Consider the following 21,439-nt stretch of genomic DNA (forward strand, 5'->3'; position numbering starts at 1 on the left):
GGCACGACATGGAATGGATGGTCTGGACCACGCCCACTACGGTCTTCTTCGCGGTCATCGCCGCCATGCTGGTCGGCATGACGGCCTGGGAGGTCGCCTCGCCGACGATCGAACGCAAGGGGTTCCTGCCGATCGCAACCACAAGAGGCGATCGTCTCTTCATCGGGCTGCTCTGTGCCGCCTACATCCATCTGCTGGTCGTGGGGTTCACCCCGCTCAGCATCTGGCTGGCTCTGGGTGCATCGTTTCTCTGGCTACTGATCCTGATGCGCTGGGGCTGACTGCAACTCCATGGAACCACACCGTGGAATCACGCCATGGAACATAAGCTTCATGGACGAACGACAACAACCGAAGAGGTCAACATGACAGCGACAACAATGCGACTCTCTCTGGTGGCGGCCGGCATCATGCTGGCCAGCACCTCCCTGCACGCCGACAACCATGATGCTCGAGCCATCGCCGAGCGACTGGTCGATCAACACTTCCAGGACTCGACCCTGACGCGCGACCAGCAGATCGAAGAACTGCTGTGGTTTGCCCAGGCCGCCGAGCCCTTTCGCGGCATGGAAATCAACACCGTGGCGGAGGGCCTGACCACGCACATCTATGAGCGTGACGTGCTGGCCGAGGCCTTCGCCGAGCTCACCGGCATCGATGTGACCCACAACATCATCGGCGAGGGTGATGTGGTCAACAACATGCAGACCCAGATGCAGTCGGGTCGCAACATCTACGACGGCTACGTCAACGATTCCGATGCCATCGGTACCCACATCCGCTACGGCACCACCGTGAACATCTCCAATGCCATGGCGAACGAGTGGGCCGATTACACCCTGCCGACCCTGGATCTCGATGATTTCATCGGCCTTCAGTACGGCACCGGACCCGATGGCAGCATCTACCAGCTTCCCGACCAGCAGTTCGCCAACCTCTACTGGTTCCGCTACGACTGGTTCCAGCGCGAGGACCTCCAGGCACAGTTCCGTGACATCTATGGCTACGACCTGGGCGTGCCGACCAACTGGACCGCCTATGAGGACATCGCCGAGTTCTTCACCGAGCACGTCGGCGAGATCGATGGCACCAAGGTCTATGGTCACATGGACTACGGTCGTCGCGACCCGTCGCTGGGCTGGCGTTTCCACGACTCCTGGCTCTCCATGGCCGGCATGGGCAGTCCCGGCGTTCCGTTCGGCAACCCGGTGGACGACTGGGGCATCCGCGTCAACGAGAAGAGTGAGCCGGTGGGCGCGAGCGTCAGCCGCGGTGGTGCCACAAACTCTCCGGCCTCGATCTTCGCCGTGACCAAGATGGTCGACTGGCTCGAGAAGTACGCCCCGCCCGAGGCCAGCGGCATGACCTTCGGCGAGGCGGGGCCGGTGCCTGCCCAGGGCCAGATCGCCCAGCAGATGTTCTGGTACACCGCTTTCACCGCCGACATGACCGATCCCGCTCTGCCGGTCACCGACGAGCAGGGCAATCCCAAGTGGCGCATGGCGCCGTCGCCCACCGGCCCCTACTGGAATGAGGGCTCGAAGGTCGGCTATCAGGATGTGGGGTCCTGGACCTTCTTCGACTCCACCCCGGAGGATCGTCGCACCGCGGCCTGGCTGTTCGCCCAGTTCACCACCGCCAAGACGGTCTCCCTGGAGAAGCTGATGGCCGGCCTCACGCCTATCCGCGAGTCTGACATCTTCTCAGAGCAGATGACCGAGATGGCGCCCAAGCTCGGCGGCCTGGTGGAGTTCTACCGCAGCCCCAACGAGTCCAACTGGACGCCGTCCTCCACCAACGTGCCGGACTATCCGCGCATGGCCCCGCTGTGGTGGCAGAACCTGGCGCCGGCGGTCAGCGGCGATATCACCCCCAAGGAGGGTCTCGACAACCTGGCCGCCGATCTGGACAGCATCATGGCGCGTCTGGCCCGGGCCAAGGTCTTTGCGACCTATTCCCCCAACCTGAACGAGGAGCGGGACCCCGAGTACTGGCTCTCCCAGCCCGGCTCGCCCAAGGCCAAGCTGGACAACGAGATGCCGCAGGGCACCACCGTTCCCTACGACCAGATGATGGAGGAGTGGATGGCCGCCGGTTCGCGCGAATGATGAACGGGTGGGTCGCCTGACCCGCCCCTCGTTGCGCCGGGTCCGCCCGGCGCCGTTTCAGGACGTGTGACCGGTTGCCTGAACGGGACCCAGGGCCCCGCCCGGTGCGAACCGAGCGGGGTCTTTTTCTTCGAGACCGTCCTTCGAAACTGTGCTTAGAAAAAAGGCCCAGACATGCAACTCAGACAGAACAACATCCGCAAGCTCCCCGAGCAGGTCTTCGACGCGCTGGTCATCGGGGGTGGCATCAATGGCGCCTCCGCCGCCGCTGCGTTGAGCGGCAAGGGGGCCAGTGTGGCGCTCATCGACCGCGGCGATTTCGCCGGCAGCACCAGCATGCACTCGTCCAATCTGGTTTGGGGCGGCATCAAGTACATGGAGAGCGGTGACTTCGCCCTGGTGCGCAAGCTGTGCAAGAGCCGCAATCACCTGATCAAGAGCTATCCCTCCACGGTGCAAGAGATCCGCTTCCTGACCACCATCAACAAGGGCTTCCGCCATCATCCCCTCTACCCCTGGGCCGGCACCTGGCTCTATTGGCTGATGGGCAGCGCCTTCACGCGGATGCCGGATTTCCTGCGCCCCGATGGCATCAAGGCCCGGGAGCCGATCATCGATACGAACAATGCACAGGGTGGCTTCGAGTATTCCGATGCCTACCTGCACGACAACGATGCCCGTTTCGTCTTCAACTTCGTGCGCGGAGCACTGGACTTCGGCACCGTGGCGGCCAATTACGTCGAGTCCCTGGGGGCCCGCCGCGAGGGCGATCTATGGGTGACCAAGGTGCGCGACAGCATGGATGGTCGTACCTTCGAGATTCGCTCGAAGGTGCTGATCAATGCCGCCGGCCCCTGGGTCGACCAGCACAACACCCTCTCGGGTCAGAAGACCGACCACCATCATGTGTTCTCCAAGGGCATCCACCTGATCGTGCCGCGGTTGACCGACAGCAAGCGGGTGCTGGCCTTCTTCGCCGACGACGGCCGCCTGTTCTTCGTGATTCCCATGGGGCCTCGCACCTGCATCGGCACCACCGATACCCGGGTCGAGAAGCCCGAGGTCGGTGCCACCGAGGACGATATCCGCTTCGTGCTCGACAACATCAATACGCGCCTCGCCCTGAAGAAACCGCTCGGCAAGGAAGACATCATCGCGACCCGTTGCGGCGTGCGCCCGCTGGCGGTGAAGCCCAGCGGCGGGGATGACCGGGATTTCCTCAACCTGTCGCGCAAGCACGCCATCGACATCGATGACAAGATGCGTCACCTGAGCATCTTCGGCGGCAAGCTGACCGACTGCCTCAACGTCGGTGAGGAGGTCGTGGAGGAGGTGCGTCGCCTCGGCATCGACATCCCCTATCCGGATTTCCGCTGGTACGGCGAGCCGGATGCCTCGGTCCGCGAGTCCTTCATGCACCAGGCGCGGCTGATGGACCTGGATGCCATGACGAGTTCCGAAGCCTCTGAGCCCCTGAGCACCCGGCTGTGGCGTCGCTACGGGGCCCAGGCACTGGAGATGCTCGAGGACATCCGCCAGGATCCGCGCCAGGGGGAGGTGCTCATCGAGGGCACCGAATACCTGCGCTGCGAGCTGAAACTGGCCAGGCGCCGCGAGATGGTAACGCGGCTCGAGGATTTCCTGAGGCGCCGCTCCAAGGTGTCGCTGGTCGTCCCGGAGCAGACCATCCGTAATTCGCCGGGACTACGCGAGGCCTGCGACATCCTCTTCGATGACCAGGCCGAGGCACGGCTGGAGGAATATCTGGCGACCTCATCACCCGAGTCCGCCGGGCTGAGGCCCGAGGCCTAGCCAGGAGTGTTGAAACAGGGTCGGTGGCCCTTGGTCCTCCGGGGCCCAAAGGAGAGGCCTGGCTGGTAGAATGCCCGCCATTCGACCTCTCGGACCACAGGAGCCATGACCATGACCGACACGACGGCGGCTTCGGCCACGCCGACCGACTCCCTCCCGCGCACCCTGCTGACCGGGGCGCAGATGCTCTTCGTCGCCTTTGGCGCCCTGGTGCTGGTGCCACTGCTCACCGGCCTCGACCCCAACGTGGCACTCTTCACCGCGGGCGTCGGCACCTTGATCTTCCATGCCGTCACCCGGGTCAGCGTGCCGGTCTTTCTGGCCTCGTCCTTCGCCTTCATCGCGCCGATCCAGGGGTCGGTCGCCAACTACGGCATTCCAGCCACCCTGGGCGGCCTGATGGTCGCTGGCCTGGTCTACGTGGTGATCTCCCAGTTCGTACGCCTCAAGGGCACCGCCTGGCTGCATCGCCTGCTGCCGCCGGTGGTGGTGGGGCCGGTGATCATGGTGATTGGCCTGGCCCTTGCTCCGGTGGCGGTTGACATGGCCACCGGCGAGACCAGCGAGAACATCGGCTACGGCTCGGCGATCTTCCTCTCCATGACGAGCCTGCTGGTCACCCTTGTGCTGGCGGTCTTCGGCCGCGGCCTGATCCGCCTGATCCCGATCATGGGCGGCATCGTCACCGGTTATGCGCTGGCGGTGTTGATGGGAGTGGTGGATTTCTCACCGGTGCATGAGGCGGCCTGGCTGTCGTTGCCGTCCTTCACCGCGCCCAGCTTCCACTGGGCGGCGATCCTGTTCATGATTCCGGTAGCTATTGCCCCGGCGGTGGAGCATATCGGCGACATGATCGCCATCGGCTCGGTGACGCGCCGGAACTACCTGGAGAAGCCCGGCCTGCATCGGACCCTGCTGGGTGATGGCCTGGCGACATCCGCCGCGGCGATCTTCGGCGGCCCGCCCAACACTACCTACTCCGAGGTCACCGGTGCCGTGACCCTGACCCGCGCCTTCAACCCGCGGATCATGGTGGTCGCGGCCTGCATCGCCATCATCCTGGCCTTCGTCGGCAAGCTCGGCGCCGTGCTGCAGACCATCCCGGGGCCGGTGATGGGCGGCATCATGACGCTGTTGTTCGGTTCCATCGCCGTGGTGGGCATGAACACCCTGGTGCGTGCCGGCAAGCCGCTCACCGAGCCCCGCAACCTGGTGGTGGTCTCGCTGGTGCTGGTGTTCGGCATCGGCGGCATGCAGTTCGGCAACGGCCAGTTCACATTGCAGGGCGTCAGCCTCGCCGCCCTGGTCGGCATCGTGCTGAACTGGGTGCTGCCTCGCGCCGAGGAGGAGTGATCCCGCTCAGGCGTGATGCAGCTCATGCCCCGCATCGGAGAAGGTCGGCGGGGTGTTGGCACTGACGATTACACAGTCTTCATTGCCGATGTTGCGGAAGCGGTGGGGCAGCCGGGAGTCGAAGTAGTAGGCGTCACCGGCGCCCAGCACGCCCACTGCGCCGTCCACCGTGATCTCGATCTGGCCCGAGATCACCACCCCGCCTTCCTCGCCGTCGTGCTCCAGCATCTCCTCGCCGCTGTCGGAGCCGGGGGGGTAGCGCTCGTGGATCATCGACATCCGACGGTCGGGGCGGCGAGCGGCCACCAGCCGCCAGGAGAGCTTTCCGTCGCCGATCTCGGTGAGTTCCCCCGCCCGATAGAAGGGCTGCGGCTGGCTGGGTTCGTCGCCGGCAAAGAAGGTGCTGATGGTGACCGGCAGGGCGTCAAGAATCTTCTTCAGCGAACTCACCGACGGGCTGACATTGTTCTGTTCCACCAGCGAAACGGTGCTGTTGGTGATCCCCGCCCGCTTGGCCAACTCGCGTTGTGACAGCCCACGTGCCAGACGCAGTTGCTTGAGCCGAGCGCCTACATCGAAAGGCTCTTCCCTGTTGTGGTTCATGCCTTGGTCCATGTCCTGGTCCTTGCTGCGGCTCTCGCCGCTATCGTGGAATATTTTCAACATATCATACCTGCTTGTCGGCATCGGGATAAGTCGTCGCATTATCCGCATCAGGATCGTGGTCGTGAGGGCGCGCCCGGCATGGCACCCGGCATGGCACCCGGCATGGCACCCGGCATTGGGCTGAGGCATCATGGATCCAGACATGACCGATTCGTCAGGAGAGCCCATGATCACCCGAGATGACCTCACCGGTCTGATCCTGGCCGGCGGACAGGGTCGCCGAATGGGCGGTCGAGACAAGGGCCTCGAACCCTTCGCCGGCCGTCCCCTGGTGGCCCATGTCCGCGAGCGTCTGGCAGGGCGGGTCGCCGAGGTGCTGATCAACGCCAACCGCAATGCCGAGACCTACGCACCGCTGGCCGATCGCGTGATTGCCGACGCCAAGGATGGCTACCAGGGTCCGCTGATGGGCATCTACAGCGGCCTGCGTGCCGCAACCACGCCCTGGCTGGTGGTGGTGCCCTGCGACAGTCCGGCGCTGCCACAGGACCTGGTGATTCGCCTGGTGGCCGGTATTGGCAGGAGTGAGGGCGAAAACGAAGGAAAGAACGAGGGCGAGTGCGACATCGCCGTCGCCTTCGATGGCGAACGCCTGCACCCCGTGGTGGCGTTGATGCGCACCTCGCTGGCCGATGACCTTTCCGAGGCGCTTGCCGAGGGCGAACGCAAGATCGACCGCTGGTACGCCCGCCATGCCTGGTGTCGGGTGGACGTCAGCGACTGTCCCGATGCGTTCGCCAACCTCAATACCGACGAAGAGAAACAGCGCCTGGAGCGCACCCTGAACGAGGCGTCCCTGGCGATCAGGGGAGTGAAACCATGAGCGAGCCTGTGCTGAAAAGCCTGTGCTTCCACGACGACCTCCCCTTGCTGGGCATCGCCGCCTGGAGCGGTACCGGCAAGACCACCCTGCTGGAGCGGCTGCTGCCCAGGCTCGCCGAGCGCGGCCTGCGGGTAGCGGTGATCAAGCATGCCCACCACACCTTCGATGTCGACCAGCCCGGCAAGGACAGCCATCGCCTGCGCCAGGCCGGTGCCTCACCCATTGTGGTGGCGTCCCGGGCCAGGGTGGCGTTGATGATGGAGACCCCGGGGCGCGGCGAGGCCGACCTGGCCGAGCTCATCGACATGGTGCGTCCCCGACACCCCGACCTCGTGCTGGTGGAGGGCTTTAAGGCCTGGCCACTGCCCAAGCTGGAACTCTACCGGACCGAGGTGGGCAAGTCGCCGAGGGTCGCCGAGGACCCCTGGGTGCGGGCCGTGGCGAGCGACACCGCCCTCACATTGCCCGCGGGTGTCGAATCCCTCGACCTGAACGACCCGACGGCGCTGGCCGACTGGATGGCCGAGTGGCCCGCCCGCTGGCCCGCCTGCCAGGCGCCGCGGGAGGAGGCCACGGCATGACCCTTTCGTGTTTCGACCTCGGTGAGCGGATGCTGCCCGTGGAGGAGGCGCGGGAACGCCTCGCCAGCCTGGTCGAGTCGCCTCTGCCCGCCGAGCGGGTGCCGCTGGCCGAGCTACACGGGCGGGTGCTGGCCGAGGACGTCATCTCTCCCATCGATGTCCCGCAGAACACCAACGCCGCCATGGACGGCATCGCCCTGGCATGGCCGGAGGACGACCACTTGCCCCGCGAATGGCCTGGTGCCTGGCGGCGAGTGGGCGAGGTGCTGGCGGGCCGGCCTCACGACGCTGCCCTGGAGCCTGGCGAGTGCGTGCGCATCACCACCGGGGCGCCGCTGCCGCCGGGGTCCGACACCGTGATCATGCGCGAGCAGTTCGACGAGGACGGCGACCGGGTGGCGATCCATCAGCCCGAGCGCGTCAGGCGCGGCCAGCATGTGCGTCGGGCAGGGGAGGACATTCCCCGGGGCCGCCTGGCGCTGCGTGCCGGCGCTCGCCTGGGGGCCGCCGAGCTGGGGCTGCTGGCGTCCCTGGGTCTGGTTGATGCGTGGGTGCATCGTCGGCCGCGAGTGGCGGTCTTCTCCACCGGCGACGAGGTCATCGCCCCGGGCCAGCCCCTGCCTCCGGCCGGCATCCATGACGCCAACCGCTATACCCTTGCAGGCCTGCTGGCCGAGCAGGGCGCCGAACTGATGGATATGGGCATCCTGCCCGACGACCGAGAGGCCATGATCGCCGCGCTGTGCGACGCCGCCGGGCAGGCCGACATGGTCATCTCCAGCGGTGGCGTCTCGGTGGGCCATGCCGACTTCACGCGGGAGGCGCTGGAGAAGGTCGGCCGCCTGGCGTTCTGGCGCATCGCCATTCGCCCCGGGCGCCCCATGGCCTGTGGCTTTCTGGGGGAGCAGGGCGTGCCCTTCCTGGGGCTGCCCGGCAATCCTGTCGCGGTGATGGTTACCTTCCTGCAGTTCGTGGTGCCGTTGTTGGCTAGACTGCAGGGTAGGGCGGCATGGGCCCCCCAGAGACTGACCGCCATCGCCGACGGTGCCATGAAGAGCCGCCTCGGTCGTACCGACTATCTGCGCGGCATCTTCCACGCTGGCCCCGATGGCCGCCTGCATGTGCAGAGCACCGGCGCCCAGGGCTCCGGCATTCTCTCCTCGATGGTGGCGGCCAACTGCCTGATCGAGCTCGCCGACGACCGGGAGGGCGCGGCCCCCGGCGAGACGGTGAGCATCCAACCTCTTTATCGATTGCCATGAGACCCTGATCCCCATGTCCTTGACCAACCCGTCCCTGACCCATCTCAATGCTCGCGGCGAGGCCCACATGGTCGACGTGGCCGACAAGCCGGAGAGTCGTCGGGAGGCCACAGCCTCCGGTCTCATCCGCATGCAGCCCGCGACCCTTTCGCTGCTCGCCGAGGGTGGGCTGCCCAAGGGCGATGTCCTTGCCACGGCGCGCATCGCCGGCATTCAGGCCGCCAAGCGGACCCACGAACTGATTCCCCTCTGCCATGCCCTGGCACTGTCCAGTGTCGCCATCGACTTCGAGCTCGATGAGAACGACGCCTGTGTGCATGTCAGCGCCACCTGCCGTCTAAACGGTCGCACCGGTGTGGAGATGGAGGCCCTGACTGCCGTCTCAGTGGCCTGCCTGACCCTCTACGACATGTGCAAGGCCGTGGACAAGGACATGGAGATCGGGGAGATCCACCTGGACGCCAAGACCGGCGGCAAGTCTGGTGACTACCGGCGTGCCGAACCCCAGGAGGCCCGCGCGACGGCACCCCCCGTCATCGAGAGCGCCCCGGCGCCCATCGTCACCGGGGAGGGTGCGACCGGCGAGGTCTCGCTTGGGATGCGTTGTGACATCGCTGACCCCGGCATCCAGGTCAAGTGCCTCGCCGAGTTGCGCGAGCGCCTCGGGGTCGGCGACGTTTCGGTGCCCTTCGATCGACTGCCGAGTTCGGATGTGGCCGGGTTGAAGACCGCGCTCAAGGCGCTGGACCCGCGCTTCGAAGGGCTCGATCAGGGCCGCGTGATGTGCGCCGTCAATCAGGTGATGGCAGGTGATGCCACGCCCCTGACCGACAACGATGAGGTTGCCTTCTTCCCCCCGGTAACCGGAGGCTGATCGATGATTCGCGTGCAGCAAGCCGCCTTCGATGTCGGCGATGAACAGCGCGCGATCCTGACGGGTCGCAGTGATATCGGGGCGGTGGTGAGCTTCACGGGCCTGGTGCGAGACTTCAACGAGAGACCCGAGGTTCAGGCCTTGACCCTGGAGCACTACCCGGGAATGACCGAGGCCGCCCTCGACGAGATCATCAAGGAAGCGGAAGTTCGCTGGCCCCTTCAGGGCGTGACCGTGATCCACCGGATTGGACGCCTGGCCCCTGCAGATCCTATCGTGTTGGTGGTGGTTGCCAGTGCCCACCGTCGCGCCGCCTTCGAGGCCTGCGACTTCATCATGGACTACCTCAAGACACGTGCCCCCTTCTGGAAGAAGGAGCACACGGCCACCGGGGATTACTGGGTTTCGGAACGCGACGGTGACCATCATGACGCACGTCGCTGGGAGATCTCTACATGACCGATGATCTGATCGACGACTTCGGAAGGCGTGTGCGCTATGTACGCATCTCGGTCACTGATCGTTGTGACTTTCGCTGCGTCTACTGCATGAGCGAGGAGATGACCTTCCTCCCTCGGGCTCAGGTGTTGACCCTCGAAGAGCTGGCCATGGTGGCCCGAGCCTTCACCGAGATGGGTGTGGAAAAGATCCGCCTGACCGGTGGGGAGCCTCTGGTGCGTCGTGACATCGACCACCTGGTCAACGACATCGGCTCACTGCCTGGACTGCGTGATTTCGCGATGACCACCAATGGCGCGAGCCTGCCGAAGTTCGCCGGGCGCTTGCGTGACGGGGGTCTTCAGCGGCTCAATATCAGCCTCGATTCCCTGGATCCCGAGCGCTTCCGTCGCCTCACCCGCACCGGCGACCTCCACAAGGTCATCAACGGGATTCGTGCCGCCCGTGGCGCTGGTTTCGAGCGCATCAAGCTCAATGCGGTGATCCTCAAGGGACGCAACGACGACGAGGTGATCGACCTTGTGGACTTCGCTCGTGCTGAGGGTCTCGACATCAGCTTCATCGAGGAAATGCCGCTGGGCGACGTTTCCGACCATTCCCGCGCCGAGACCTTCTGCTCCAGCGACGAGGTCCAGGAGCGCATCGAGACCCGCCATGAACTGATTCCCACCACCGAGTCCACGCTGGGCCCGTCGCGTTACTTCATGATGCCCGACAGCGACACACGGGTTGGTTTCATCTCCCCCCACAGCCACAACTTCTGCGACACCTGCAACCGGGTCCGGGTCACCGTGGAAGGGCGCCTGTTGCTGTGCCTCGGCAATGAGCACTCGGTGGACCTGCGCGCCGTCCTGCGTCGCTACCCGGGTAATATCGAGGCATTGAAGTCTGCCATCGTCCGCGCCATGCCGCTCAAGCCGGAGCGTCATCATTTCACCACCGATGGCGATGTTCAGGTGGTTCGCTTCATGAACATGACCGGTGGCTGAGCCCTTGCCGAGAAAGGTGGGCGACGGCGTCATGGCTTTTCGGGCGACACTCAGGTGTCGCCCGATGCGTTTACTGCCCCGATAATCTGTCCGGGCCGTATCGAATCCCGCGCATCGTTCGGTGACTGACTGCGATTATTGTGCCGGCTTATTCCCTCTACTCTTCTGCAATTTTTCTTGCCAATGTCGCGCAAGCGCATATACTTTTGACGTGCCAATACATCCCGCAACCTTCCAACATTCGGCATGGAGAACGCCAATGTCCAGCGAATCCCTGGAGCGAATCGCCCGCAACAAGAACGTGGCTCGTGCCGCGGCACGTCAGCTCAGCAAGGAACAGCTGCACAAGCTGGCAGAAGTCATCGGTGAGGTCATCGAGCAGAAGAAGGACGAGGAAGTTCAGCGCCAGGAAGAGGATGCCGCGAAGGCCAGAAAGCTGGCTGAGATCCGCGAGCAGATCAACGAAGCCGGCCTTTCCCTGGACGACCTCGTGACCGAACAACCCAAGCGCAAGCGCGGACGTCCGCCGAAGAACGCCAGCAAGGCGTGAGTCGTTTCATCCCACGCCATATTCATCCCGCGCCTTTCCATGAAGGCGCGGTGATGATCTTGTGAAATCCATCAGAACTCCCACCATCCCCTGGCGTTACTTCCCCAGCATCTCCGCTTCCACCGCGAGGATCTGCAGGTGCACTTCCGGCACCCGATGCAGATGATCGGCCAGCCAGCCGAGCAGCCTTGGCTGCAGCGCCAGTCGCAATTCCGCCAGTGAATCCACCTCGATCTCTTCCAGGCAGTCGTCCAGCCAGTCGGCGAAGGCCGTCTCGTCCATGGGGCTCGCCTGGCTGGTGTCGAGCATCAGTCGACCGATACGCGTCCAGCCAGAGTCGCTGGCGGCTACCGAGAGAGCGAGATGCAGGCTGCCATGACGGGAGCGGTTGATGCCCTCGCCTCCGAGGCCGGGCAGGGCGGCGACCGCATTCTGGCTGACGATATGCGGCTGCTGAGGGTGGCTAGCCTCAAGGCAAAGGCCGTTGGCGTCCAGGCGGATCAGATCGCCGTTCGTCGGAGTCAACGGTGCCTGGATGCCGAGGGATTCCGCCAGCGCCTGATGGGCCTGCTGATGACGAGACTCCCCATGCACCGGCAGCAGATGCCGGGGCTTGACCCAGCCGTAGAAGGTGCGCAGTTCGTCCTGGGCCGGGTGGCCCGAGGCGTGCAACTCGGGATGATTCTCGTCATCGAAGAGGCTCACGCCGAAGTGCTTCAGCCCGCCCTTGAGGCGCTCGATCAGTCGTTCGTTGCCGGGGATCGCCTTGGCCGAGAAGATCACCGTGTCGCCGGCCATCAGCTCGAAGTGCGAGTGACGCCCGCGGGAGAGGCGTGACAGCGCCGCCCTGGGCTCGCCCTGGCTGCCGGTGGCGATCACCAGCACCTCCTCGGGCGGCAGGTATCCGAGATCCGTGACCGGCACCAGCGGGGGCATGTCATCCAGGTAGCCGAGCTGACGTGCAACGCCCACCATGCGCTCCATGGACCGTCCCATCAGGCTGACCCGCCTTCCGCAGCGCCGGGCGGCACGGCCAATGGCCAGTACCCGGGCCAGGTTGCTGGCGAAACAGCTGACCACGACTCGCCCCTCGCAGCGCTCTATGGCACGTGCCAGGGCCTCGGCGACCTCACCCTCGCTGCGCGAATGGCCGGGCAGAGGCGCATTAGTGGAGTCGCCCACCACCAGGTCCACCGGGGCGATGGCGCGAAAGGTGGAGGCGGAGATCGGCGGGCCGATCAGCGGCTCGGGGTCGAGCTTCCAGTCGCCGGTGTGCAGTACCCGGTGCTCCCCCGCAGCGATCAGCAGAGCACAGCTTTCCGGAATCGAATGGGTCGTCGGCAGGAAACGCAGAGTGAATGGCCCGGTCTCCAGCGCCTCGCCTGGCTCGATCACCCGGATGGCATCGGTGGCCAGGCCACGTTCGACGAACTTGGCCCGAAGCAGCCCCGCCGCCAGCGGCGTGGCGTGTATCGGACAGCCCCATTGGGGCCACAGCCAGGCGGCAGCGCCGATATGGTCCTCGTGACCGTGGGTGATGATCAGGGCCCGGGGGCGGATCGAAAGCGTCTGCAGGGTGGAGAGGCCCGGCACCTGAAGCGGATTGTCGGGGAGGTCCTGGCGGATCATCATTCCGCAGTCCACGGCGATCCAGTCTTCTTCTTGTCCAGTCTCCCCATGCCCGCTCTTTCCGGGAGCCTTCTCTCCATAACCATAGAGACTGAGGTTCATGCCGATCTCGCCGCAGCCACCCAGCGGCAGGAAGTGCAGGGGAGGGCGACGGCGTGGACGGATCTGGACGCGTGGCTGTGGCATCGAGGAACGAGTGGGCCTGAAAAAGTGTACGAACACTATACGGGAAGCCCTTCGGGCCTCACAACGCGGCCGTCAGGGTCTGACCCCACCGGGGAATTTCGCTACACTGTCGCACCCAATCACCCCCGCAACCCCCGAGTCACTCGATGTCACACTACTATCGCCTGGTGGTTTCCTGTCCCGATCGCCTGGGCATCGTCGCCAGGGTCTCCAACTTCATCGCCGGGCACGGCGGTTCAATCACCGAGGCCAGCCAGCATTCCGACCTGGAGGCCGGCCGCTTCTTCATGCGCTACGAGATCCTCGCCGACTCGGTGGGCATGCCGCTGGAGGCGCTGCGTGAGGCCTTCGCCCCCATCGCCGCCGAGTTCGACATGACCTGGGCGCTCACCGACACTCGGCAGCGTCGCCGGGTGGTGCTGATGGTGTCGCGTGAAACCCACTGCCTGGCGGACCTGCTTTACCGCTGGACGGCCGGCGAGCTCGACTGCGACATCGCCTGCGTGATCTCCAACCATGAGGACATGCGAGGTCTGGTGGAGTGGCACGGCATCACCTATCACCATGTTCCGGTGAGCGCCGATGACAAGGCGGCAGCGTTCTCGGAAGTGCGGCGGCTGGTGGATGACGCAAGCGCCGACTGCGTGGTGCTGGCCCGCTACATGCAGATCATGCCGCCCGAGCTCTGTCAGCGTTTCCGTGGCCGCATGATCAACATCCACCACAGCTTCCTGCCGTCATTCGCCGGCGCCCGGCCCTACCACCAGGCGCACCAGCGCGGCGTGAAGCTGATCGGAGCCACCTGCCACTACGTTACCGAAGAACTCGATGCCGGCCCGATCATCGAACAGGACATCCACCGGGTCAGCCACTGCCATACCCCCGATGACCTGGTGCGCTTCGGGCGCGACGTGGAGAAGGCGGTGCTGGCCCGCGGCCTGCGCTGGCACCTCGAGGACCGCGTGCTGATCCACGGCAACAAGACCGTGGTCTTCGCCTGACGAGGTGAGTTCATGACGATTGCCGAACCGGTTCTCGCGCCCTGGCTGATGCTGCTTTGCGGAGTGATCTCTCTCGCAGTCGTCGGCCTCGCGCTGAGTCGGCGGCCGTGGATCGCGCTGATCGATGATCATGCCCTGCAGCACCGCTGGCTGGCCGCCACCGTCATGGTGATGCTGTTCTGGCAGCTGCGCGCCCAGGCCGTTGACTGGCTGACCCTGCACCTGATGTTCACCGCGCTCTTGACGCTGGTCTTCAAGGCCCCGCTGGCCCTGCTCTCGATCACCGCCATCAACATCGTCATGGTGCTGCTGGGGCGTGTCGACTGGTCGCTGCTGGGGGTGAACGTGCTGGTCACCGGGGTGGTGCCGGCGCTGGTGACGGGCATGGTCTGGCGGCTGGTCGACCGCCGCCTGCCAGACAACCTGATGGTCTTCCTGTTCGTCTGCGGCTTCTTCGGTTCGGCACTCGCCACCCTCTCCGCCGGACTCGCCGCGGTGGGGCTGATGGCCCTGGGTGCCTCCGATGCCGAGGCCCTGCGCCAGGCCCTCGAGTACGCCCGCTTCCTGCCGTTGCTGATGCCCAGCGAAGCCTTTATCACCGGCATGCTGATGAGCATCCTGCTGGTCTATCATCCCGGCTGGGTCGCCACCTTCAACGACCATCGGTATATCGATACTAAATAAGCAGTCAAGCGGCCAAGGTAAAAGCAGCCCATTGCCGTGGAATCACGCCCCCCACAATGGCTTGATAGCGCTCGGCGCTTATAGCGGCAGGGCCAGCTGCTGCCTCGCTTCCTCGGGCACCAGGCGAACGCCGACGCCAAGCAGGCGCACCGGGCGGCGGGCGCGGGCCCAGGCCTGTTCAAGCAGGCGGGTGTAGCTCTCGGGGTCGGGGGTGAGGCCGCGGCACTCCAGGGTGGTGATGCTGAAGTCGTTGAAGCGTACCTTGACGAAGAGTCCTGCCAGTGGCGGGTGGCCGTGTCGCTCGAGTCGGCTCTGAAGCTTGTCGCAGAGAGGCCTCAGTGCAGCGGTGGCGGTTACCAGTTCGGGCAGGTCCCGGTCGAAGGTGGTCTCCACGCTGACCGACTTTCGCTCGCGTTCGACTCGCACCGGGCGATCATCGATTCCGCGGGCGAGTTCGAAGAGCCGGCGGCCGAACTTCCCAAACTCATCGAGCAGCCGGTCAATGGGTAACTCGCGCAGGTGCGCACAGGTGGTGATGCCCATGGCATCGAGCCTGGCGCCGGTGGCCGGACCCACGCCGTGAAGCTTCTTCACCGGCAGGTCGCGCACGAAGGCGTCGACCCGCTGCGGCGGGATCACCGTCAGGCCGTCGGGCTTCTCCCAGTCGCTGGCGATCTTGGCCAGGAACTTGGAGGGAGCCGCCCCCACCGAGACGGTGATGCCGGTGCGCCGATGGCACTCCTCCTTGATCCAGCGGGCCATCCAGGTCGCGCTGCCGCGAAAGCCCTCGACTTCGGTCACGTCGAGGAAGGCCTCATCCAGCGACAGCGGTTCCACCAGAGGCGTGAGCTCGTGAAAGACCGCCTGGATCTGCTTCGATACCTCGCGATACTTCTCGAAGTGGCCGGGCAGCAGGGTCAGGTGAGGGCAGAGGCGCAGCGCCCGTGCGGTGGGCATCGCCGAGTGGATGCCGAAGACCCGGGCGGGATAGTTGCAGGTGGCGATGACCCCGCGCTGTTCCCGCGAGCCGCCGATGGCCAGCGGGATGTCGCGCAGGCTCGGGTCGTCGCGCATCTCCACCGCGGCGAAGAAGCAGTCGCAGTCGGCGTGGAGGATCTTGCGGACGCGCTCGGTCATGCGGCGAACCTCGGTTGGGTTTCAGCCCAGCGCCTGGCCATTGCCACCACGGATGACCCCCACGCCGACTCCCTCGATCTCCAGCGGGTCGTGGCGAAGGTCCACCTCGATGGAGGCAAAGTCGGGGTTCTCGGCCTCAAGGGTGACCACATGCCCCTGGCGGTGGAAGCGCTTGACGGTGACCTCGTCCTCCAGGCGGGCCACCACGATCTGGCCGTCGCGGATGCGCTCGGTGCGATGCACCGCCAGCAGGTCGCCCTCGAGGATTCCCACGTCCTTCATGGAGAGCCCGCGAACACGCAGAAGGTAGTCGGCACGCGGGGTGAAGTACTCCGGGGGCAGCGGGCAGTAGCGGTCGATGTGCTCGGCGGCAAGGATCGGGCTGCCTGCGGCCACCTCGCCGATGATCGGCAGGCCCTGAGGCGTCTCCTCGAGGGTTTCCTCATCCATCGCTTCCGGTTCCTGCGCAGGCAGTCGAATGCCCCGGGAGGTGCCGCGGATGACCTTGATCGCGCCCTTGCGCTCCAGGGCGCGAAGATGCTCCTCGGCGGCATTGGCCGACTTGAAACCCAGTGCCCTGGATATCTCCGCCCGGGTCGGCGGATAGCCCAGCTCGTTCATGGTCTTGACGATGAAATCGAACACGTTCTGCTGGCGGGCGGTGAGGGGGCGGCTCATGGGACCTCCAGGGTCGTTGACCGGTGGGTGACGAGGCTCTCGTCACGCGTCTGGTCAAGTATACAGCATGTCTTTCCATCCAGTAAAAGTGATAAGCGGCCAAGGAGGCAAACAAGGAAGCAAACGCCGTTTCAAACACCATGCGTTCTGAACCATTGAGCCCCGCCCATGGCTGTCATACACTCGCGAGATATTCAAACAATTGTTTCCAATGACGTGGAGCCGACCATGGCCCAGCAGCCCGACACCGTCACGCGCATCCTCGACACCGCCGAGGTGCTGTTCGCCGAGCGGGGCTTCGCCGAGACTTCTCTGCGGAACATCACCAGCAAGGCCAAGGTCAACTTGGCCGCGGTCAACTACCATTTCGGCTCGAAGAAGTCGCTGATCCAGGCGGTGTTCGCCCGTTATCTCGACCCCTTCACTGTGCGCTTCCATGCGGCGCTCGATGAGCTCGAGGCTCGCCATGAGGGCGGTGTCATTCCGCTGGAGGAACTGCTGGAGACCATGGCGCGCAGCGTGCTCGAGGTGCCGGCAGAGCGCAACAGCCTCAAGGTCTTCATGCGCTTGCTGGGGCTCGCTTATAGCCAGGCCCAGGGCCACCTGCGTCGATATATCCAGGATGAATACGGCAGTGTCTTCAGCCGTTTCACCGAGCTGGTGCGACTGGCCACGCCGGACCTGCCCGACGCCGAGCGCTTCTGGCGGCTGCACTTCATGCTGGGCACGGTGATCTTCACGCTCTCGGGCCTCGATGCCCTGCGCGACATCGCCGAGAAGGATTACGGAGAGCACGTCGGTATGCGCGACCTGGTGCGTCGCCTGCGGCCGGTGGTGGTGGCGGGGATGAATGCACCCTTGCCCGACACCATCACGGCTCAGCGCGAGCCGATTCAGGGTGAGAGACCTCAGCGCGAGATGGTCTGATGCGCACCCCCTTGCTCACCGAGCTGCCGCCGGAGACGGGCTCATGGTTGGAGATCGACGTCAGCTCTCAGCGGCTGAGCGTATGGAGGGGGCGTGAGTTGCAGTGGCATTGCCGGGTCTCCACGGCCGCCAATGGCACTGGGCAGGAAGAGGGCAGTGGCGCCTCGCCTCTGGGCTGGCACCATGTTCGTGCGGCCATTGGGGCGGGGAACCCGCCGGGGACCGTCTACCGTGGCCGGCGGCCTACCGGCGAGGTCTTCAGCGAGGCGCTGGCCGCCGAACACCCGGGGCGCGACTGGATCCTCACGCGCATCCTCTGGCTCGGCGGGCTGGAGCCCGGTCGCAACCGCGGCGGCAACGTCGACTCCCAGCGGCGCTATATCTACCTGCACGGTACCCCGCCGAGCGAGCCCATGGGGGTGCCACGCTCCCATGGCTGCATCCGCCTGCGCGACGACGACCTGCTGGCGCTGTTCGAGATCGCCATACCGGGCACGCCGGTATGGATTCACGACTGAGATGCCTTTTCCCCGATTACCCGATTACCCGATCACGCTGCCCAGCTCGAAGATCGGCATGTACATCGAGACCACCAGGCCGCCAACCAGCACACCGAGAACGACGATGATGAAGGGCTCGAGCAGTGAGGTGAGGGTATCGACCTTGTTGTCGACCTCCTCCTCGTAGTAGTCCGCCACTCGGTTGAGCATGGCGTCCAGAGAGCCGGCTTCCTCGCCGATCCCCACCATCTGCACCGCCAGGGCCGGGAACTGCTCGGTGAGGCGCATGGCGAAGTTGAGCTGCTGGCCGGTGGACACATCCTCGCGGATCTGGGCGATGGCACGTTCGTAGACCATGTTACCGGCCGCACCCTCGGCGGTCTGCAGGGCCTCCACCAGGGGAACGCCGGCGCCGAAGGTGGTGGCGAGCGTGCGCGAATAGCGCGACACGGCAGACTTGTCGAGGATGTCGCCGATCACCGGGATACGTAGCGACAGTTTATGCATGCGATAGCGGAAGGCCTCGGACTTCTTCATGCCGGTGCGCATGGAATAGATGAAGCCCGCGACCCCGAGCACCGCCCACCACCAGTATTGCTGGGCAAACTCCGATAGCGCGATGGTCATGAGGGTCATGGCGGGCAGTTCGGCGCCGAAGCCGTTGAAGAGGCTCTCGAACTGCGGCACCACCTTGATCAGCAGCAGGGCGGTGACGGCGAAGGCGACCACGATGACCGCCGCTGGGTACCAGAGGGCCTTCTTCACCCGGCCCTTGAGCGACTCCACTTTCTCCTTGTAGGTGGCGATTCGTTCGAGCATGCTGTCCAGCGAGCCCGACTGCTCACCGGCCTGGACCAGGTTGGCGAAGAGCCGGTCGAAATGTTCGGGGTGTTCCCTGAGCGCCTCGGAGAAGCTGGCACCGGCCGCCACGTCGTTCATCAGCTCCTGTACCATCGCGCTCATCGCCGGATTCTTGAGGCTTTCGGCCACTACCTGGAAGGCCTGCAGCACCGGTACGCCGGCGCGGATCATGGTGGCCATCTGGCGGGCGAAGAGCATGATGTCCTTCGGTTTGATCTTGCCCATGCCGCCGCCGAATCCGCTCTTGCGGCGGATCTGCTTGACCATGATGTTCTGGCCGGAAAGGAGCTTCTCCACTTCCGTCTTGCTGGGGGCGATGATCTCGCCGCCCACCTTGCGCCCGCCGGGTCCCTTGCCGCTCCAGCGCCACCGGTAAAGCTTGGTCTTCTTCTGTGCCTTGCTCGTGGGCTTTTTTGCCATGATCGTTCCCCGTCCCTGCTTTGTGTTGTCAGCGCCCCAGCTCGGCGAATAGTGGTTTTCTTGAAGGAGCCCATGCTTGTACGGCGATTAGGTGCCCTGCGTTTGCCCGCTTGCTACTCCTTCGTTACCCGGTTGACCTCGGCCAGGCTGGTCAGCCCCTGCATCACCTTGAGGATGCCGCTGCGGCGCAGGTCCGGATGGCCTTCCTTGCGAGCCTGGACATCGAAGTCCCGGGAGTTGCCATGGGTCATGATCAGGTTGCTCATGTCATCAGAAACTGGCACCACCTCGTAGATGCCCACCCGGCCCTTGAAGCCCTGGGTACACTGCTTGCAGCCTACCGGCTCGTAGATGGTGGAACTGGCCAGCTCATCCTCGGTGAAGCCCTGCTGCAGCAGCACCTCGCGGGGAATCTCCGCCGGCTGCTTGCAGTGCTTGCACAGCCGACGCGCCAGGCGCTGGGCGATGATCAGACTCACGGAACTGGCGATATTGAAGGGCTCGACCCCCATGTTGGCCAGGCGGGTCAACGTTTCCGCCGCCGAGTTGGTGTGCACGGTGCTGAGCACCAGGTGGCCGGTCTGGGAGGCCTTGACGGCGATCTCGGCGGTTTCCAGGTCGCGGATCTCGCCCACCATCACCACGTCCGGATCCTGGCGAAGGAAGGCGCGCAGGGCGCTGGCGAAGGTCAGGCCGATCTTGGGCAGCACGTTCACCTGGTTGACCCCCGGCACCTTGATCTCCACCGGGTCCTCGGCGGTGCAGATGTTGCGCTCCACCTGGTTGAGGATATTGATGCCGGTATAGAGGGATACCGTCTTGCCGCTGCCGGTGGGGCCGGTGACCAGAATCATGCCCTGGGGGTCTTCGAGCACCCCCTCGTAGATGGCTCGTTGCTCGGGGGTGAAGCCCAGCTGCTCGATACCCATCTGGGCCGAGCTGGGATCGAGGATCCGCAGAACCACCTTCTCGCCGTATACTGTGGGCAGCGAGTTGACGCGAAAGTCGATGGACCGGGTGGAGGAGAGTTTCAGCTTGATGGCGCCGTCCTGGGGCAGGCGGCGCTCCGAGATATCCAGCCGCGACATCACCTTGAGGCGGGCGGAGATGCGCGTGCGCATGGCGAAGGGCGGGTGGGCGACGTCATGAAGGATGCCGTCGATGCGAAAGCGCACCCGATAGCTGGTCTCGTAGGGCTCGAAGTGGATGTCCGAGGCGCCGCGGTGGATGGCGTCCAGCAGGATCTTGTTGACGAACTTGACGATGGGGGCGTCATCCCCGGCCGACGCTACCGCCGCCTGCTCGTCGGTGGCATCAACCACGCCCTCGTCATACTCCAGCTGACCCACCGCGTCATCCACGTTATCGAGGTCATCGAGCATGCTCTTCTCGCTGCGTGCGAGGTAGCTCTCAAGAACCGGGCCGAGCTGATCCACCGGCGCCAGTATTCCCTCCAGCGTGAGGCCGGTGGCGAACTGCAACTCGTCGAGCAGGGCCAGCGTGGAGGGGTAGGGCACCGCCACGGTGAGCCGGTGGCCATGGCGTACCAGCGGCAGTACCCCGAGCCGGCGAAGGATCTTGTCCGGGTAGTCCTGCGCCGGAGGCAGGCTATCCAGGCGCAGGGCGTCCAGGTCGATGATCGGCAGGCCATACTCCCAGGCCGCGGTGAGCGTGGCCTTGCGAGCGGATAGCATGCCCGTCTTGATCAGGTGTTCGAGCAGGGACAGCTCAGCTTCACGCGCTTCGACCTCGGCCCGCGCCGCAGCCGCCTCGCCCAGCAGGCCATCGGTCACGAAGCGGCGGGTCAGGCCACGCAGCCCGCTGCGGTGGGCGGCGCCATGCAGGGTCGAGGTATTAGCCTCCTCTGGGGCCGGGGGTGTCTCGGGGGAGTGGGGGCTGTAGTCGTTCATGGTGCCTCATGGTGTGGCAGCAGGATGAA

At 65.2% G+C, this 21,439-nt stretch carries 21 protein-coding genes; 15 read left to right on the forward strand and 6 right to left on the reverse strand.

Annotation, left to right across the window (positions count from 1 at the left end; all coding sequences use genetic code 11):
* Positions 1–8: 8 nt before the first annotated feature.
* From ABE960_RS07170 to ABE960_RS07185, 4 genes are all read left to right on the forward strand, one after another.
* Complete coding sequence (locus ABE960_RS07170) at positions 9–281, forward strand: DUF2160 domain-containing protein (RefSeq protein WP_349761564.1); 273 nt, start codon at positions 9–11, stop codon at positions 279–281.
* Positions 282–365: 84 nt separating this feature from the next.
* On the forward strand, positions 366–2,108 hold the full coding sequence (locus ABE960_RS07175) for an ABC transporter substrate-binding protein (protein WP_349761565.1): 1,743 nt from the start codon (positions 366–368) through the stop codon (positions 2,106–2,108).
* A gap of 174 nt (positions 2,109–2,282) precedes the next feature.
* Positions 2,283–3,920: a glycerol-3-phosphate dehydrogenase/oxidase gene (locus ABE960_RS07180; RefSeq protein ID WP_349761566.1), complete on the forward strand. Its 1,638-nt coding sequence runs from the start codon at positions 2,283–2,285 to the stop codon at positions 3,918–3,920.
* A gap of 111 nt (positions 3,921–4,031) precedes the next feature.
* The gene (locus tag ABE960_RS07185) at positions 4,032–5,273 is read left to right on the forward strand and encodes a uracil-xanthine permease family protein (RefSeq protein WP_349761567.1); all 1,242 of its coding nucleotides are present in this window, start codon (positions 4,032–4,034) and stop codon (positions 5,271–5,273) included.
* Between the two features lie 6 nt (positions 5,274–5,279).
* On the opposite strand, the gene ABE960_RS07190 is transcribed toward ABE960_RS07185, so the two are convergent.
* Positions 5,280–5,876 carry a cupin domain-containing protein gene (locus ABE960_RS07190; RefSeq protein ID WP_349761922.1) on the reverse strand — a complete coding sequence of 199 codons (597 nt, stop codon included), beginning with the start codon at positions 5,874–5,876 and terminating at the stop codon, positions 5,280–5,282.
* 229 nt (positions 5,877–6,105) lie between these two features.
* On the opposite strand from ABE960_RS07190, the gene mobA reads away from it, so the two are divergent.
* The 7 genes from mobA (at position 6,106) to ABE960_RS07225 (ending at position 11,477) form a co-directional block, all read left to right on the forward strand.
* Positions 6,106–6,762 carry a molybdenum cofactor guanylyltransferase MobA gene (gene mobA / locus ABE960_RS07195; protein WP_349761568.1) on the forward strand — a complete coding sequence of 219 codons (657 nt, stop codon included), beginning with the start codon at positions 6,106–6,108 and terminating at the stop codon, positions 6,760–6,762.
* Positions 6,759–7,343: a molybdopterin-guanine dinucleotide biosynthesis protein B gene (mobB, locus tag ABE960_RS07200; protein ID WP_349761569.1), complete on the forward strand. Its 585-nt coding sequence runs from the start codon at positions 6,759–6,761 to the stop codon at positions 7,341–7,343. The genes mobA and mobB overlap by 4 nt, the downstream gene beginning before the upstream one ends.
* The gene (gene moeA / locus ABE960_RS07205) at positions 7,340–8,605 is read left to right on the forward strand and encodes a molybdopterin molybdotransferase MoeA (RefSeq protein WP_349761570.1); all 1,266 of its coding nucleotides are present in this window, start codon (positions 7,340–7,342) and stop codon (positions 8,603–8,605) included. The genes mobB and moeA overlap by 4 nt, the downstream gene beginning before the upstream one ends.
* Before the next feature lie 13 nt (positions 8,606–8,618).
* Positions 8,619–9,479: a cyclic pyranopterin monophosphate synthase MoaC gene (moaC, locus tag ABE960_RS07210; protein ID WP_349761571.1), complete on the forward strand. Its 861-nt coding sequence runs from the start codon at positions 8,619–8,621 to the stop codon at positions 9,477–9,479.
* A gap of 3 nt (positions 9,480–9,482) precedes the next feature.
* On the forward strand, positions 9,483–9,938 hold the full coding sequence (moaE, locus tag ABE960_RS07215; RefSeq protein ID WP_349761572.1) for a molybdopterin synthase catalytic subunit MoaE: 456 nt from the start codon (positions 9,483–9,485) through the stop codon (positions 9,936–9,938).
* On the forward strand, positions 9,935–10,927 hold the full coding sequence (gene moaA / locus ABE960_RS07220; RefSeq protein WP_349761573.1) for a GTP 3',8-cyclase MoaA: 993 nt from the start codon (positions 9,935–9,937) through the stop codon (positions 10,925–10,927). The genes moaE and moaA overlap by 4 nt, the downstream gene beginning before the upstream one ends.
* A 259-nt stretch (positions 10,928–11,186) precedes the next feature.
* The gene (locus ABE960_RS07225) at positions 11,187–11,477 is read left to right on the forward strand and encodes an H-NS family histone-like protein (protein WP_349761574.1); all 291 of its coding nucleotides are present in this window, start codon (positions 11,187–11,189) and stop codon (positions 11,475–11,477) included.
* 96 nt (positions 11,478–11,573) lie between these two features.
* Here ABE960_RS07225 and ABE960_RS07230 read toward each other — a convergent pair whose 3' ends face one another.
* Positions 11,574–13,208: a ribonuclease J gene (locus tag ABE960_RS07230; protein ID WP_432765360.1), complete on the reverse strand. Its 1,635-nt coding sequence runs from the start codon at positions 13,206–13,208 to the stop codon at positions 11,574–11,576.
* Between the two features lie 230 nt (positions 13,209–13,438).
* Between ABE960_RS07230 and purU the strand changes: the two genes are divergently transcribed.
* Together purU and ABE960_RS07240 are read left to right on the forward strand one after the other, a co-directional pair.
* Positions 13,439–14,293, forward strand: a complete 855-nt coding sequence (gene purU, locus ABE960_RS07235; protein ID WP_349761576.1) for a formyltetrahydrofolate deformylase — start codon at positions 13,439–13,441, stop codon at positions 14,291–14,293.
* A gap of 12 nt (positions 14,294–14,305) precedes the next feature.
* Positions 14,306–14,977 (forward strand): energy-coupling factor ABC transporter permease, encoded by a 672-nt coding sequence (locus ABE960_RS07240; protein WP_349761577.1) that lies wholly within the window; start codon positions 14,306–14,308, stop codon positions 14,975–14,977.
* 78 nt (positions 14,978–15,055) lie between these two features.
* Here ABE960_RS07240 and dinB read toward each other — a convergent pair whose 3' ends face one another.
* Positions 15,056–16,114, reverse strand: coding sequence for a DNA polymerase IV (gene dinB / locus ABE960_RS07245; protein WP_349761578.1), 1,059 nt, complete (start codon positions 16,112–16,114; stop codon positions 15,056–15,058).
* A 21-nt stretch (positions 16,115–16,135) separates the two neighbouring features.
* A complete protein-coding gene (lexA, locus tag ABE960_RS07250; RefSeq protein ID WP_349761579.1) occupies positions 16,136–16,792 on the reverse strand; it encodes a transcriptional repressor LexA in 657 nt (218 codons plus the stop codon).
* Positions 16,793–17,020: 228 nt separating this feature from the next.
* Between lexA and ABE960_RS07255 the strand changes: the two genes are divergently transcribed.
* Both ABE960_RS07255 and ABE960_RS07260 read left to right on the forward strand, forming a co-directional pair.
* Positions 17,021–17,719 carry a TetR/AcrR family transcriptional regulator gene (locus ABE960_RS07255; protein WP_349761580.1) on the forward strand — a complete coding sequence of 233 codons (699 nt, stop codon included), beginning with the start codon at positions 17,021–17,023 and terminating at the stop codon, positions 17,717–17,719.
* Complete coding sequence (locus ABE960_RS07260; RefSeq protein WP_349761581.1) at positions 17,719–18,237, forward strand: L,D-transpeptidase family protein; 519 nt, start codon at positions 17,719–17,721, stop codon at positions 18,235–18,237. Before ABE960_RS07255 ends, ABE960_RS07260 begins: the two co-directional genes overlap by 1 nt.
* Positions 18,238–18,261: 24 nt before the next feature.
* Here ABE960_RS07260 and ABE960_RS07265 read toward each other — a convergent pair whose 3' ends face one another.
* Both ABE960_RS07265 and pilB read right to left on the reverse strand, forming a co-directional pair.
* Complete coding sequence (locus ABE960_RS07265) at positions 18,262–19,500, reverse strand: type II secretion system F family protein (protein ID WP_349761582.1); 1,239 nt, start codon at positions 19,498–19,500, stop codon at positions 18,262–18,264.
* Positions 19,501–19,613: 113 nt separating this feature from the next.
* The gene (gene pilB / locus ABE960_RS07270) at positions 19,614–21,410 is read right to left on the reverse strand and encodes a type IV-A pilus assembly ATPase PilB (RefSeq protein WP_349761583.1); all 1,797 of its coding nucleotides are present in this window, start codon (positions 21,408–21,410) and stop codon (positions 19,614–19,616) included.
* Positions 21,411–21,439: the final 29 nt, after the last annotated feature.

Origin of the sequence: Halomonas aquatica, assembly GCF_040196335.1 — a bacterium.
Taxonomy (GTDB): Bacteria; Pseudomonadota; Gammaproteobacteria; order Pseudomonadales; family Halomonadaceae; genus Halomonas; species Halomonas aquatica.

Excerpts from the sequence above, each read along its gene's own strand:
- ABE960_RS07170 (WP_349761564.1), top strand. The coding sequence starts at position 9 with ATGGAATGGATGGTCTGGACCACGCCCACTACGGTCTTCTTCGCGGTC.
- ABE960_RS07175 (WP_349761565.1), top strand. The coding sequence starts at position 366 with ATGACAGCGACAACAATGCGACTCTCTCTGGTGGCGGCCGGCATCATG.
- ABE960_RS07180 (WP_349761566.1), top strand. The coding sequence starts at position 2,283 with ATGCAACTCAGACAGAACAACATCCGCAAGCTCCCCGAGCAGGTCTTC.
- ABE960_RS07185 (WP_349761567.1), top strand. The coding sequence starts at position 4,032 with ATGACCGACACGACGGCGGCTTCGGCCACGCCGACCGACTCCCTCCCG.
- ABE960_RS07190 (WP_349761922.1), bottom strand. The coding sequence starts at position 5,876 with ATGAACCACAACAGGGAAGAGCCTTTCGATGTAGGCGCTCGGCTCAAG.
- mobA (WP_349761568.1), top strand. The coding sequence starts at position 6,106 with ATGATCACCCGAGATGACCTCACCGGTCTGATCCTGGCCGGCGGACAG.
- mobB (WP_349761569.1), top strand. The coding sequence starts at position 6,759 with ATGAGCGAGCCTGTGCTGAAAAGCCTGTGCTTCCACGACGACCTCCCC.
- moeA (WP_349761570.1), top strand. The coding sequence starts at position 7,340 with ATGACCCTTTCGTGTTTCGACCTCGGTGAGCGGATGCTGCCCGTGGAG.
- moaC (WP_349761571.1), top strand. The coding sequence starts at position 8,619 with ATGTCCTTGACCAACCCGTCCCTGACCCATCTCAATGCTCGCGGCGAG.
- moaE (WP_349761572.1), top strand. The coding sequence starts at position 9,483 with ATGATTCGCGTGCAGCAAGCCGCCTTCGATGTCGGCGATGAACAGCGC.
- moaA (WP_349761573.1), top strand. The coding sequence starts at position 9,935 with ATGACCGATGATCTGATCGACGACTTCGGAAGGCGTGTGCGCTATGTA.
- ABE960_RS07225 (WP_349761574.1), top strand. The coding sequence starts at position 11,187 with ATGTCCAGCGAATCCCTGGAGCGAATCGCCCGCAACAAGAACGTGGCT.
- ABE960_RS07230 (WP_432765360.1), bottom strand. The coding sequence starts at position 13,208 with ATGAACCTCAGTCTCTATGGTTATGGAGAGAAGGCTCCCGGAAAGAGC.
- purU (WP_349761576.1), top strand. The coding sequence starts at position 13,439 with ATGTCACACTACTATCGCCTGGTGGTTTCCTGTCCCGATCGCCTGGGC.
- ABE960_RS07240 (WP_349761577.1), top strand. The coding sequence starts at position 14,306 with ATGACGATTGCCGAACCGGTTCTCGCGCCCTGGCTGATGCTGCTTTGC.
- dinB (WP_349761578.1), bottom strand. The coding sequence starts at position 16,114 with ATGACCGAGCGCGTCCGCAAGATCCTCCACGCCGACTGCGACTGCTTC.
- lexA (WP_349761579.1), bottom strand. The coding sequence starts at position 16,792 with ATGAGCCGCCCCCTCACCGCCCGCCAGCAGAACGTGTTCGATTTCATC.
- ABE960_RS07255 (WP_349761580.1), top strand. The coding sequence starts at position 17,021 with ATGGCCCAGCAGCCCGACACCGTCACGCGCATCCTCGACACCGCCGAG.
- ABE960_RS07260 (WP_349761581.1), top strand. The coding sequence starts at position 17,719 with ATGCGCACCCCCTTGCTCACCGAGCTGCCGCCGGAGACGGGCTCATGG.
- ABE960_RS07265 (WP_349761582.1), bottom strand. The coding sequence starts at position 19,500 with ATGGCAAAAAAGCCCACGAGCAAGGCACAGAAGAAGACCAAGCTTTAC.
- pilB (WP_349761583.1), bottom strand. The coding sequence starts at position 21,410 with ATGAACGACTACAGCCCCCACTCCCCCGAGACACCCCCGGCCCCAGAG.